This window comes from Virgisporangium aliadipatigenens (assembly GCF_016863615.1).
Classification (GTDB): domain Bacteria; phylum Actinomycetota; class Actinomycetes; order Mycobacteriales; family Micromonosporaceae; genus Virgisporangium; species Virgisporangium aliadipatigenens.
The window spans coordinates 121,673-134,218 of sequence record NZ_BOPF01000006.1; the positions used below are offsets into that span (position 1 = coordinate 121,673).

Here is a 12,546-nt window from a genome sequence, read left to right on the forward strand (position 1 = left end):
GGCGCCGGGTTGTCGACGGGACCGACCGGAATCGGACCGGAGGGCTTTGACAGGAGGCCTTAATCTTGCGCGCGTGAGTTGTCAGGTGTGCGGGGGCTTACCCGCGGCTAACGCATCGTTCCGGTCGATGGTCACGGTCCTCGTCGGGATGCGCGTCTCGACGCACAAGGGCGTCTACTGCCGGCAGTGCGGGACGGCGCTGTGCCGTCAGCAGACCAAGACCACGCTCGTCATGGGCTGGTGGGGCGTCCAGGGGTTGGCCGCACCGCTGGTGCTGCTGATGAACCTGTACAGCTTCAACAAGGTCAACCAGCTGCCGCAGGCCGGGTACGCGTTCGCCCCGGGGACGGGTGGGCCGCACTACGGCCGGCCGCTGGCGCTCGGCACGCCGGTGCTGCGCAGTCCCGCGCTGATCGTTCCGGTGGTGCTCGTGGTGGCGTTGATCGCGCTGATCGTGGTCGCCAACCGCTGATCCGCGAAAGTTTCCGGCTCGCGTTGAACCGGCGGCCCGGTTCGCCCGTCGTATCCGGACATCCGCTCCGGTGGATGTCGAGGAGGATCGATGGCGCGCAGGATGTCCGGCCCGGTCAAGATGCTTGCCTGGGCCGCGGTGACGCTCATGGTGACGAGCATCGGTCCCGCCGCTCTGGCGCGTTCGGAGCGGCGGTCGGCCCCGCCGGACACGGCGCCGTCGGCGGTCGAGGTGCCGCCGGTGGAGCCGCCGGCGCGGGAGGCCGTCGAGGCGTTCGTCGCGAAGCCGCCCGCGCCGGCTGCCTCGTCGCCGTCCGCGTCGACCGGCGCCGCGCCGCGGGCCCCGATCTGCAACCGGTACTGCGACGGCCGCGATCCCGCGCTCTCGCCGGGTGACCGTGCGCCGGTGAGCGCCACGCTCTACGGCCGGCGTTTCGTGCTGCACTTCGACGACGCCGACGGGATGTCGTGGGCCTCCCTGGACACCGGGAATCCGGGCGACCAGGTGTGGCTGGACCGATCGTTCGACGGCGGAAGGAGCTGGACCGAGGTCACCCGGGCGACCGTCCCGACCGGCTCGCGCACGACGCGGACCTCGATGTGGAACGTCGACGACTGGACCAACCGCGGCGTCGGCGCCACCCGCGCGTGCGGCAAGGCGGGCGACCGCGCCGAGGTGATGTGCACGGCGTGGGCCCGCACGACGTGGAACGCGGCGGACCGGCGCTCGGCGGCGATCACCGCCCTGATGCAGTTCTACGACCAGTCGACCGGCCGCTTCGCGACGACCGGCTGGTGGAACACGGCCAACGCGCTCACCGCCGTCATCGACAACATCCGGGTCAGCGGCATGAACAGCTACCGCTACGCCGTCGACAACACGTACACGAAGAACATCAACGCCTACGGCGGCAACTTCACCAACGAGTACATCGACGACGTCGGCTGGTGGGCGATGGCCTGGATCAAGGCCTACGACCTGACCGGCGACGCGAAGTACCTCACCACGGCGCGCGCCGGCGCCGACTACATGGCCCGCTACTGGGACAACACGTGCGGCGGCGGCGTCTGGTGGAGCACCGCGAAGACGTACAAGAACGCCATCGCCAACAGCCTGTACATCCAGGTGAACGCCGCGCTGCACAACCGGATCGGCGGCGACACGACCTACGTGCAGCGGGCCCGGGCCGGCTGGACCTGGTTCCAGGGCGTCGCGATGATCAACAGCTCGTCGCTGGTGGTCGACGGGATCAGCCTGACCACCTGCCGCGGGAGCAACCCGGCCACGTGGTCGTACAACCAGGGCGTGCTGCTGGCCGCGCTCACCGAGCTGAACCGCGCGACCGGTGACGCCGCCGCGCTGAGCACCGCGCGCCGCATCGCCGACGCCGCGACGACGAGCGGTTCGCTCAACACCAACGGCATCCTGCGCGACTCGTGCGAGAACGGCGACTGCGGCGGCGACGGCCCGTCGTTCAAGGGGGCGCACGTGCGCGGCCTCGCCCAGCTCAACGCGGCCCTGAGCGATCACCCGTACACGGCGTACCTGCGCCGGCAGGCCGACACCGCGTACGCGAACGACCGCACCCCGTTGGACACCTACGGGCTGCGCTGGGCCGGGCCGGTGGATCGGACCGACGCGGCCCGCCAGCAGAGCGCCGCCGACCTGATGAACGCCGCCTGATCATCTGTTCCGCACGCTCCGGGCACCTGGAGTAAGCGCGTCGAAGCGGTTCGACAGACTGGTTGACATCCCGATGATCGGTTCGTAACTTGACTGTCGAACCGCTTCGACAGCGCCTCACCAGCGCAGGGTCGACTCCGCACCACGACGCTCCACCCCACCCCCTGTGCAGCAACACCACCCCCGGAGGAGCACAACGTGTTCACCAGAACGCGCACGGTCGCCGTGGCCGTCGCGCTGGCTCTCGCCGCCGTCGGCCTGGTCGGCTGCGGCGACGACGACAGCGGCGACGACGCCAAGACGCTGAAGCTGTGGCACTACGAGAGCGAGAACAGCGCCATGGGGATCGCCTGGGCCAAGGCGATCGAGCAGTTCAAGGCGTCCCACCCCGGCGTCGAGGTCGTGTTCGAGGCGAAGAGCTTCGAGCAGATCCGCCAGAGCGCCAACATGATCCTCAACTCCAAGGATGCGCCCGACATCATGGAGTACAACAAGGGCAACGCCAGCGCCGGCCTGCTGTCGAAGCAGGGGCTGCTGACCGACCTGAGCGACGAGGCCGACAAGCGCGGCTGGAGCAGGTCGCTCAACGCCGGGCTCGCCACGACCGCGAAGTACGACAAGCGCGGCGTCATGGGCGGCGACAGGTGGTTCGGTGTGCCCAACTACGCCGAGTACGTCGAGGTCTACTACAACAAGGACCTCTTCGCGAAGCACAACGTGGCCGTCCCGACCACGCTCGAGCAGTTCACGGCCGCGATGGACACGTTCAAGGCGGCCGGGGTGACGCCGCTGGCGATGGGCGGTGCCGAGTACCCGGCCCACCAGCTCATGTACCAGCTCGCGCTGACCAAGGCCGACCGGTCCTGGGTCGAGGACTACCAGCTGTACAAGAAGCCGGTGGACTTCAAGGGTCCACAGTGGACGTACGGCGCGACGACGTTCGCGGACTGGGTGGCGAAGGGCTACGTCGACAAGAACACCACCGGCCTCAAGGCCGAGGACATGGGGCTGTCGTTCATCCAGGGCAAGGCGCCCATCATGGTCTCCGGCAGCTGGTGGTACGGCCGCCTGGTCAAGGAGGCCAGCGGGTTCCAGTGGGGCACGTTCCTCTTCCCCGGCACGAAGCTGCACCTCGGCTCGGCCGGCAACATGTGGGTCGTTCCCGCGAAGGCGAAGGCGAAGAAGCTCGCCTACGACTTCATCGACATCACGCTCAAGCCGGAGATCCAGAACCTGCTCGGCAACTCGGGCGGCATCCCGGTCGCGGCCGACGCCGCGGCGATCACCGACCCGAAGAGCAAGGAACTGATCGCCAACTACGCCGCCATCGGTGACGGGTTCGCGTTCTATCCGGACTGGCCGGCCCCGGCCTACTACGACGTGCTGGTCGCCGGCACGCAGAAGCTGATGAACGGCACGGCCACGCCCGCGCAGGTGCTCGACGAGATCGCCAAGCCGTACGACGAGGCCGCCAAGAACGTCGGCAAATGACCGCAGCGACACGCTCCCCGGCCGCGCGCGCGTCGCGCGGTCGGGGCGGCTACGGGCTCTTCCTGCTGCCCGGCGCCCTCCTGGCCACCGTGGTGATCGTGGTCCCGCTCGTGTCCACGCTCGGGATCAGCTTCACCGAGTGGACCGGCGTGGGAACGCCCGAGTTCGTCGGCGTCGACAACTACACGAAGCTGTTCCAGGACGAGAACTTCTGGGCCTCGTTCCAGAACATCCTGCTGATCGTCGTCGCCATGGCGGTCGTTCCGACCCTGTTGGGACTGGTGCTCGCCGCGCTGCTGTTCGACTTCGTCGGCCCCCGCCTCGGGGACCGCTTCGCCAGGATCCTGCGCAACGGCTTCTACCTGCCGCAGGTGCTGCCGCTGGCGGTGACCGGCATCGTGTGGGGCTGGATCCTGCACCCGCAGTACGGCGCGCTCAACTCGATCCTGGACAAGGTCGGCCTCGGAACGCTGGCCCGCAACTGGCTCGGTGACGAGGCGTACGCCATCTACAGCGTCATGGCCGTGATGGTGTGGGTGCAGATCGGCTACCCCGTCGTGATGTTCATGGCCGGGTTGCAGCGGGTCGACCCCGAGCTGTACGAGGCGGCCTCGATCGACGGGGCGACCTGGTGGCAGCGGTTCAGCCGGATCGCGGTGCACCAGATCAAACCGGAGATCTACATCGTGCTCATCACGACCACCATCGCCGCGCTCAAGGTGTTCGGGCAGATCTTCGTGCTCACCAAGGGCGGGCCCGGCAACGCGACGCTGGTGCCGTCGTACTTCGCGTACAAGAGCTACTTCGAACGGGCCGACGTCGGCTACGGCTCGGCCATCTCCAGCGTGCTGACGGTGCTGATCGTGGTGCTGACGTGGGCGTTCCTGCGGGTGCAGCGGCGGGGGGAGGAGAAGGCGTGAAGACGCGTCGTTTCCGGCCGCTGACGCCGATCGTCGCCGGTGTGCTCACGGTGGTCGTTCTTCTTGTGCTGGCGCCGATGGTGCTGGTGGCGCTCAACGCGGTGAAGGCGCCCGAGGAGTACTCCAACAAGGGGCCGCTCTCCCTGCCGGGCGGGCTGTACCTGGCGGGCATCAGGACCTTCTGGGAACGGGTCGACTTCACCCAGGTGCTGCTCAACAGCGTCGTCATCAGCGGCTGCGTGGCCGTCCTCGGTGTCCTGCTGTCGATCCTGAACGCCTATGCGCTCGGCATCGGGCGGGTGCGCGGGCGCAACTGGTTCCTGGTGGCGTTCCTGGTGGCCAACCTGGTGCCGCAGGAGAGCCTCATCTACCCGCTGTACTACATGGCGACGCAGCTCGACCTGTACGACAGCAAGTTCACGGTCATCGTCATCTTCACGGCCATCCAGAGCGCGTTCGGGACCTACCTGCTCTCGTCGGTGTACCGCGAGTTCCCCCCGGAACTGCTGGACGCGGCCGCGATCGACGGCGCCGGCCGGTGGCGCACGCTGTGGCGGGTCGTGGTGCCGGTGAGCCGGCCGACGCTCGGTGTGCTCTTCACGTTCTTCTTCGTGTGGACCTGGAACGAGCTGTTCATCCCCCTGATCTTCCTGGTCTCCAACGAGAATCAGACGGTTCCGGTGGCCCTCGGTGTGCTCCAGGGGGAGCGGCAGATGGACGCCACGCTCACGAGTGCGTCCGCGCTGCTCGGCATCGCGCCGGCCGTCATCTTCTTCCTTGTTTTCCAACGCACCCTGACGCGCGGCGTGACCGCAGGAGCCATCAAATGAAGTTCAGCGACGGGTACTGGCACATGCGCGAGGGTGTCACTGCGCGCTATCCCATGCAGGTGCGCGATTTCGACGCGGCGGACGACCGGCTCACGGTCTACGCGCCGACCAAGCGCATCGTCACCCGCGGCGACACGCTCAACCTGCCGCTGCTGACGGTCACCTGCACCGCCCCGGCGCCCGAGGTGATCGCCGTCCGCGTGAGCCGCCACGTCGGTGGGCGGCCGCTGCTTCCCGAGTTCCATGTCGAACGGGATCCGGGCGCGAACCCGAAGGTGACCCGCGACGAGTCGGCGGTGACCTTTTCCTCCGGCGCGTTGAGCGCCCGGTTCGCGCTCGGCGACACGTGGCGGCTGGACTTCGTCGCCGAGGGGCGCACGCTGACCTCCAGTGCGGGCAAGGCGATGGCGGCCCTGGAGACGCCCGAGGGGCACTTCGTGCGCGACCAGTTGCGTCTCGGCGTGGGGCACCACGTGTACGGCCTCGGCGAGCGCTTCGGCCCCCTGGTCAAGAACGGCCAGACGATCGACATCTGGAACGCCGACGGCGGCACCAGCAGCGAGCAGGCGTACAAGAACGTCCCGTTCTTCCTGACCGACGCGGGCTACGGCGTCTTCGTCAACCACCCCGGGCCGGTGTCGTTCGAGGTCGGTTCGGAGACGACCGCACGGGTGCAGTTCAGCGTCGAGGGCCAGGAACTGGAGTACCTGTTCATCTACGGGCCCACGCCGCGGGAGATCCTGCGCCGGTACACGGCGCTGACCGGCCGGCCGGCGCTGCCCCCGGCGTGGTCGTTCGGGCTGTGGCTGACGACGTCGTTCACCACGCCGTACGACGAGGCGACGGTGTCGTCCTTTGTGGACGGTATGGCCGAACGGGACCTGCCGCTGTCGGTGTTCCACTTCGACTGCTTCTGGATGCGCGAGTTCCACTGGTGCGACTTCGAGTGGGATCCGGTGGCGTTTCCCGACCCGGCCGGCACGCTGGCCCGGCTGAAAGCACGCGAGCTGCGCATCTGTGTCTGGATCAACCCGTACATCGCCCAGCGCAGCGCGCTCTTCGCCGAGGGCGCGGCGCGGGGATACCTGGTGCGCCGGGCCGACGGCAGCGTCTGGCAGTGGGACAAGTGGCAGGCCGGCATGGGCCTCGTCGACTTCACGAACCCCGACGCGCGCGCCTGGTACCAGGAGAAGCTGCGCGGGCTGCTGGACATGGGCGTCGACTGCTTCAAGTCCGACTTCGGCGAGCGCATCCCGACCGATGTGGTGTGGCACGACGGTTCGGATCCGGTGCGGATGCACAACTACTACGCGCACCTGTACAACGAGGCGGTCTTCGACGTGCTGCGCGAACATCGCGGCGAGGGCGAGGCCGTGCTGTTCGCGCGTTCGGCGACGGCCGGCGGGCAGCAGTTCCCGGTGCACTGGGGCGGGGACTGCATCGCCACGTTCGAGTCGATGGCGGAGAGCCTGCGCGGCGGGCTGTCGCTGGCGCTGTCCGGCTTCGGCTTCTGGAGCCACGACATCGGCGGCTTCGAGAAGACTCCCGACCCGGGGCTCTTCTCCCGATGGATTCCCTTCGGGCTGCTCTCCTCGCACAGCCGGTTGCACGGCAGCGAGTCGTACCGGGTGCCGTGGCTCTTCGGCGAGCAGGCCGTCGACATCCTGCGCGAGTACACGAAGCTCAAGGCGCGGCTGATGCCGTACCTGTTCCGGGCGGGCGTCACGGCGCATCGCGAGGGGACGCCGGTGATGCGGCCGATGGTGCTGGCGTTCCCGGAGGATCCGGCGTGCGCGTATCTGGACCGGCAGTACCTGCTGGGGCCGGACCTGCTCGTGGCGCCGGTGTTCACAGTGGACGGTGAGCACTCGTTCTACGTGCCGGCGGGGGAGTGGACGGACCTGCGCACCGACGAGGTCATCACCGGGCCGGTGTGGGTGAAGCGGCACTACCCGCTGGCGGACCTGCCGGTGCTCGTGCGCCCCGGGGCGCTGCTGGCGCTCGGTTCCCGCGACGACCGCCCGGACTACGACTACGCCGACGGTGTCACGCTGCGCGTGTACGCGTTGGCCGACGGCGAGACGTCCACAGTGGACGTGCCGGATCGGCGCGGCGGGGTGGCCGCCCGCTTCACGGCGACCAGGAATGGCGACGTGGTAGAGGTCCGCCGCGAGGCCGGCACAGCCCCCTGGCACGCGGCACTGGCCGGCGCTGCGCCGGTGCCGGCGGAAAGCGACGCAGTCCGCCTACGATCATGAGCGGAAGGCTCCCCGGTAGGCGAGCGGGCTGGTGCCGACCACTCTGCGGAACCTCTCGCGGAAGGCTGTCGGGGAGCCGAATCCGACCTGTGCGCTGATCCGTTCGACCGGGTGGTCCGTGGTCTCCAGGAGGTGCTGCGCGCGGCGGATCCGGGCCCGGTGCAGCCACTGCAGCGGCGTGCTGCCCGTCTGTTCCTTGAACCGGCGGTTGAGGCTGCGCGCGCTCATGCCGGCCCGGGCGGCGATGTCGGCGAGTGCGAGGTCGCGGCCGGCGTTCTCCTCCATCCAGCGCAGCACCGGCTCGAGCGCGCAGCCGCGCGGCGCCGGGGGCAGGTCGTGCACGATGAACTGCGCCTGCCCGCCTTCTCGTTCCAACGGAACAACGGAGAGGCGCGCGGCGTCGGCGGCGACGGCCGAACCGTGATCCCGGCGGACCAGGTGCAGGCACAGGTCGAGCCCGGCGGCGGCACCGGCCGACGTGAGCAACTGTCCATTGTCGACATACAGCACGTCCGGGTCGACCACGACGGCCGGGTGGCGCCGGGCCAGCTCGGCGGCGGCGATCCAGTGCGTCGTGGCCCGCAGCCCGTCGAGCAGCCCGGTGGCCGCCAGGACGAACGCCCCGCCGCAGATCGAGGCGATCCGCGTGCCCCGGGAAGCCGCACCACGTAAGGCGTCCAGCACGGGCGGGGGCGGCGGCGCGACGTCGGTGCACCCCGGCACGACGATGGTGTCCGCCTCGCGCAGCGCGTCGAGCCCGTGCGTGGGCCGGATGACGAACGGCCCGGCGTCGACCTCGCCGGCGCCGCAGACCAGCACCCGGTAGGCGGCGCGGCCGTCCGGCAGGCGGGTGCGGCCGAACACCTCGATCGGCGTCGCGAGGTCGAACGGCACCACGCTGTCGAGCGCGAGCACGGCCACGGTGTGCATGGCCAGAACCGTAGCGCGCACCGGGATCCGGCCAGGCGTTCCTGGCGATAATCCGGCGAAAGCTGGCGATCGCGGCCGTTTTCCGGTGCCTTCGGCGCTCCTAGCGTGTGGGGCATGTTGGCGCAAATCGTGTTGTTCGACGGGTTCGACCCGCTCGACGTCATCGGCCCGTACGAGGTTCTCTACTCGGGCGGCATCCCGGTGGAGCTGGTCTCCGCCGAGGGCGCCCGCCGCGTGCCGTCCGGCGCCGGGCTGCTCAGCCTCGACGCCGTCGGCGCGCTCGACCCGTCCCGGGCGCGGATCGTCGTGGTGCCGGGCGCGCTCGGGCTCATGCCGGGCGACGACGGCCCCGGCGACAGCGTCGTCGGGCTGCTGGCCGGCACGCTCGAGACGCCCCTGCCGGGGCTGCTCGCGGAGGCGATCGCCCGGCCCGACGTGACGGTCGCGACGGTCTGCGGCGGCGCGGTGATCCCGGCGCTGGCCGGACTCATCAAGGGCCGCCCGGCGGCGACGCACCACCTGGGGCTGGCGGCGCTCGCCGCGATGGGCGTCCAGGCCGTCGACGCCAGGGTCGTCGACGACGGTGATCTTGTCTCGTCCTCGAGCGTCACCTCCGGGCTCGACCTCGCCCTGCATCTGATCGAACGGGAGGTCGGCCCGCGCACCGCGCACCGCGTGGAGGAGCTGTTCCGGCACGAGCGGCGCGGCATCGTCTGGCGGGCCGCCGCCGGACAGTCCACTGTGGAGCGTGCGGCGTGACCAAGCTGATGCTCTCGCTGCACGTGATCGCGGCCATCGTCGCGATCGGGCCGGTGACCGTGGCGGCGAGCATGTTCCCGCCCGCGGCGCGCCGGGCCGCCGCCGACCCGTCCGACGCCCGCCACGGCGCGGTGCTGCGTTCGTTGCACCGCACCTGTCGCGTGTACGCGCTCGTCGGGATCGCGGTGCCGGTGTTCGGGTTCGCCACCGCGGGAATGCTCGGGGTGACCGGTGATCCCTGGGTCGTGGTGTCGATCGCGCTGACCGGAGCCGCCGCCGGTGTGCTCGCCCTGGTGGTGCTCCCCGGTCAGGAACGCGTCCTCGCCGGTGCGTCGGTCGCGCGGCTCGGCATGTACACCGGCGCGTTCAACCTGCTGTGGGCGACCGTGACGGTGCTGATGATCATCCGCCCGGGCAGCACGACAAGCGTCTGAACGTGGTTCGGCCCGGCCCGAGTTTCCTCGGGCCGGGCCGGGTTGTGAGAGCGATCAGGTCCTGGTGGATGTTCAGCGGGAGGCGTACGGGTTGGCGTCGGAGTCGTCGCGCCCGGCCCAGTCGAAGTCGCCGTCGAAGTCGAGGTCGGCGCGGAAGATGTCCGCTTCGCCGTCGTTGTTGGTGTCGGCGGCCTCGACGTCGGTCTGCCCGTCGTAGTTGGTGTCGGCGGTGCCCTCGTCCGGCTTGCCGTCGCCGTCGTAGTCGTAGACCGTCTGGTCCTGCCAGCCGTCGCCGTTGGTGTCGACCGTCTGCGCCTCGAAGTGGCCGTCGTAGTTGGCGTCGTAGGTGGCCGAGTCGATCAGGCCGTCGGAGTCCGCGTCGTGGCCGACGAAGTCCGCGCGACCGTCGTGGTTCATGTCGACGTAGATGTTGTGACCGCCGTGGCCGTCCGACTCGGTGGTGTTGTGGTCCCAGTGGCCGTCGCCGTCAACGTCAACGTTCACATCGTAGTCGTCGCTCATGTCCGCATCTCTTTCGCTCGGTTGTCGTATTCGTTGGCCCCGTGACGAGAACTAAGTTACGGCGCCCGGCGGCCCGGTTAATCCCCCGTTTGTGCCACCCCGAATGGCTACGCTGCGCGACATGGTGCGGACGTATCGGTACGTGGGCCCGCCCGACGTGCACGCCGTCGCGGCGAACGTGACGGTGCTGCGCGAAGCGGGCGACCTCGACGGGGTGGCCGGCGAGGAGGCGTTCACGTTCGTCGTCGACCTCGACGGGCTGCTGCGGATCGCGCCCCGCCGCAGCGAACACGTGGCCTGCGCCGGCGGGCGGGACGTGCGCGCCGCCGGGGAGGTGGCGTTCGGGCGCGGTGCGGGCGGCTGGACGGTGACGTACGCCAGCAACCAGTCGACCGGCTACTGCCCGGACCTGCCGTCATGGCATGCCCTCGCGGATGCGCTGGACCGGGCCGGGATCGGCCGTCCGGACGGCTTCACGGAGCCGTTCGTGTTCCGGCGGTGTCCGGCGTGCGGAGCGCTCAACGTCGTCCGCGAGGAGGTGTACGTGTGCGCGCTCTGCGACGCCGACCTCCCGCGGCGGTGGAACGTCGACTAGCGCGTGCCCGGCATCCGGCGCGGGCGATCGGCGGTCGGGCCGGCCCTACCCGCGCCGTCAGACCAGGTAGCCGCCCGTGGCGCGGAGGTTCTGGCCGGTGATCCAGCCGGCGTCGGGCCCCACGAGGAACGCCACCACCGCGGCGATGTCCGCCGGCCGCCCCAGCCGCCGCAGGGCCGTGAGCGCGGCGGCCTGTTCGAGCGCCGCCGGCGGGTTGGCCGCCCGCAGCATGTCGCTGTCCGTGGCGCCCGGCGAGACGGTGTTGACCGTGATGCCCCGACCGCCGAACTCCCGCGCGCCGACGGCGGTGAGCTGTTCGAGCGCCGCCTTGCTGGCGCAGTAGAGCGCGTGCCCCACGGCCGGCACCACGGTGTTGAGCGTGGAGACGTTCACGATGCGGCCGCCGTCGCGCAGCACCGTGGCGGCCTCCCGCATGGCCAGGGCGGGGAAGCGCACGTTGACGGCCAGGACCTGGTCGACGTCGTCGGCGGTCAGCTCGGCGAACGGCGTGCGCGGGTTGATCGCCGCGTTGTTGACCAGGATGTCGAGCCCGTCCCGCACGTGCGCGAACATCGCCGCGGCCGCGTCGCGTTCGGCGCCGTCGACCCGGATCGCGGTGGTGCCGGGCAGCGTGTCGACGAGGCGCTGCGCCATCGCCCCGTTTTCCCGGAAGGTGAACACCACGCGGATGCCGTCGGCGGTGAGCCGTTCCACGACGGCGCGGCCGATCCCGCGCGAACCGCCCGTCACGAGTGCTGTCCTCATGGACCCGGACGCTAGGGCCTGGCCGGCTCCCGGTATTGAACGAATGCGCGCAGCCGCGCCGGCGTCAGGCCCGACAGGGCGCGCACCTCCCGCTGGAAGTGCGCCTGGTCGGCATAGCCGCACTCGGCGGCGATCCGGGCCAGGTCGAGCCCGCGGGTGAGGCCGTGCACGGCGCGCTGGAAGCGGGCGATCCGCGCCACGGTCCCCGGCGACAGCCCCACCTCCCGCCGGAACGCCGCCGCCAACCAGCGCCGGCGCACCCCCAGGCGCGCGGCGACGTCCCCTACCCGCGCCCGCCCTCCGGCGGTCGCGTCGGGATCGCCGCCGTGCGGGCCGGGGTCCGGCGAAGGACTGCCGGGCGCGGGCCGCTGGAGCATCCGCCACGCCTGCCACACCGGCCCGTCCGCCGGCGGACCGTCCGGCAGCCGCGCCGCGAGGAGCCGGTCCAGCACCGCGAAACGCGACGCCGGGTCCGATACCGACGCGAGCCGGTCGACGAGATCCACGCGGAGCACCTCGTCCAGCCCGGCCGTCCCGTCGACCAGGTCCCGCGCCGGCACCCCGAGCAGCGTCGCCGTCCCGAGCGGGGTGAGCCCGATCGTGATCCCGTGCCGCCAGCCGGTCTCCTCGAGGACGGCGTGTGCCCGGCGCGGCCCGGTGACGATGCGGGCCGCCCCGTCGAGATCCACGATCGCGCAGGTGACGTTCAACGGAAGGAGCCGGTGCGGCAACGGCCCGGAACCGGCGGCGTGGAACGTGCTGTAACCGATCACGTAGGGGCGCAGCCGCGGGTCCGGCCGGGCGGCCGCGGTCTCGCACGGCGGCCCACCCGCCCGGGCCGGAACGGAGTGCAGGTGCATGCCGCCATCGTCCGCTACCTTCGGCAC

13 protein-coding genes are annotated in these 12,546 nt (G+C 70.7%); 9 read left to right on the forward strand and 4 right to left on the reverse strand.

Annotated features, from left to right (window positions below):
- Window positions 1-127 precede the first annotated feature (127 nt).
- From Val02_RS09850 to yicI, 6 genes are all read left to right on the forward strand, one after another.
- Window positions 128-472: a hypothetical protein gene (locus Val02_RS09850; protein ID WP_203898646.1), complete on the forward strand. Its 345-nt coding sequence runs from the start codon at window positions 128-130 to the stop codon at window positions 470-472.
- Between the two features lie 90 nt (window positions 473-562).
- Window positions 563-2,155, forward strand: coding sequence for a glycoside hydrolase family 76 protein (locus Val02_RS09855; RefSeq protein WP_239152648.1), 1,593 nt, complete (start codon window positions 563-565; stop codon window positions 2,153-2,155).
- Between the two features lie 198 nt (window positions 2,156-2,353).
- A complete protein-coding gene (locus Val02_RS09860) occupies window positions 2,354-3,646 on the forward strand; it encodes an ABC transporter substrate-binding protein (RefSeq protein WP_203898647.1) in 1,293 nt (430 codons plus the stop codon).
- Window positions 3,643-4,566, forward strand: coding sequence for a carbohydrate ABC transporter permease (locus tag Val02_RS09865; protein WP_203898648.1), 924 nt, complete (start codon window positions 3,643-3,645; stop codon window positions 4,564-4,566). Before Val02_RS09860 ends, Val02_RS09865 begins: the two co-directional genes overlap by 4 nt.
- The gene (locus Val02_RS09870) at window positions 4,563-5,396 is read left to right on the forward strand and encodes a carbohydrate ABC transporter permease (protein WP_239152650.1); all 834 of its coding nucleotides are present in this window, start codon (window positions 4,563-4,565) and stop codon (window positions 5,394-5,396) included. Before Val02_RS09865 ends, Val02_RS09870 begins: the two co-directional genes overlap by 4 nt.
- On the forward strand, window positions 5,393-7,654 hold the full coding sequence (yicI, locus tag Val02_RS09875; RefSeq protein WP_203898649.1) for an alpha-xylosidase: 2,262 nt from the start codon (window positions 5,393-5,395) through the stop codon (window positions 7,652-7,654). The genes Val02_RS09870 and yicI overlap by 4 nt, the downstream gene beginning before the upstream one ends.
- Here yicI and Val02_RS09880 read toward each other — a convergent pair.
- Complete coding sequence (locus Val02_RS09880) at window positions 7,649-8,584, reverse strand: GlxA family transcriptional regulator (RefSeq protein ID WP_203898650.1); 936 nt, start codon at window positions 8,582-8,584, stop codon at window positions 7,649-7,651. The genes yicI and Val02_RS09880 overlap by 6 nt on opposite strands.
- 114 nt (window positions 8,585-8,698) lie before the next feature.
- Between Val02_RS09880 and Val02_RS09885 the strand changes: the two genes are divergently transcribed.
- Window positions 8,699-9,343 (forward strand): DJ-1/PfpI family protein, encoded by a 645-nt coding sequence (locus tag Val02_RS09885; RefSeq protein WP_203898651.1) that lies wholly within the window; start codon window positions 8,699-8,701, stop codon window positions 9,341-9,343.
- Window positions 9,340-9,777: a hypothetical protein gene (locus Val02_RS09890; protein ID WP_203898652.1), complete on the forward strand. Its 438-nt coding sequence runs from the start codon at window positions 9,340-9,342 to the stop codon at window positions 9,775-9,777. Before Val02_RS09885 ends, Val02_RS09890 begins: the two co-directional genes overlap by 4 nt.
- Window positions 9,778-9,849: 72 nt before the next feature.
- Here Val02_RS09890 and Val02_RS09895 read toward each other — a convergent pair whose 3' ends face one another.
- The gene (locus tag Val02_RS09895) at window positions 9,850-10,299 is read right to left on the reverse strand and encodes a hypothetical protein (protein WP_203898653.1); all 450 of its coding nucleotides are present in this window, start codon (window positions 10,297-10,299) and stop codon (window positions 9,850-9,852) included.
- A 121-nt stretch (window positions 10,300-10,420) separates the two neighbouring features.
- Between Val02_RS09895 and Val02_RS09900 the strand changes: the two genes are divergently transcribed.
- Window positions 10,421-10,894, forward strand: coding sequence for a hypothetical protein (locus Val02_RS09900; RefSeq protein WP_203898654.1), 474 nt, complete (start codon window positions 10,421-10,423; stop codon window positions 10,892-10,894).
- Window positions 10,895-10,951: 57 nt separating this feature from the next.
- Here the strand turns inward: Val02_RS09900 and Val02_RS09905 are convergent, their stop codons facing one another.
- Both Val02_RS09905 and Val02_RS09910 read right to left on the reverse strand, forming a co-directional pair.
- A complete protein-coding gene (locus Val02_RS09905) occupies window positions 10,952-11,659 on the reverse strand; it encodes an SDR family NAD(P)-dependent oxidoreductase (protein WP_203898655.1) in 708 nt (235 codons plus the stop codon).
- 11 nt (window positions 11,660-11,670) lie between these two features.
- Window positions 11,671-12,519 (reverse strand): helix-turn-helix domain-containing protein, encoded by an 849-nt coding sequence (locus Val02_RS09910; protein ID WP_203898656.1) that lies wholly within the window; start codon window positions 12,517-12,519, stop codon window positions 11,671-11,673.
- Between the last annotated feature and the right edge of the window lie 27 nt (window positions 12,520-12,546).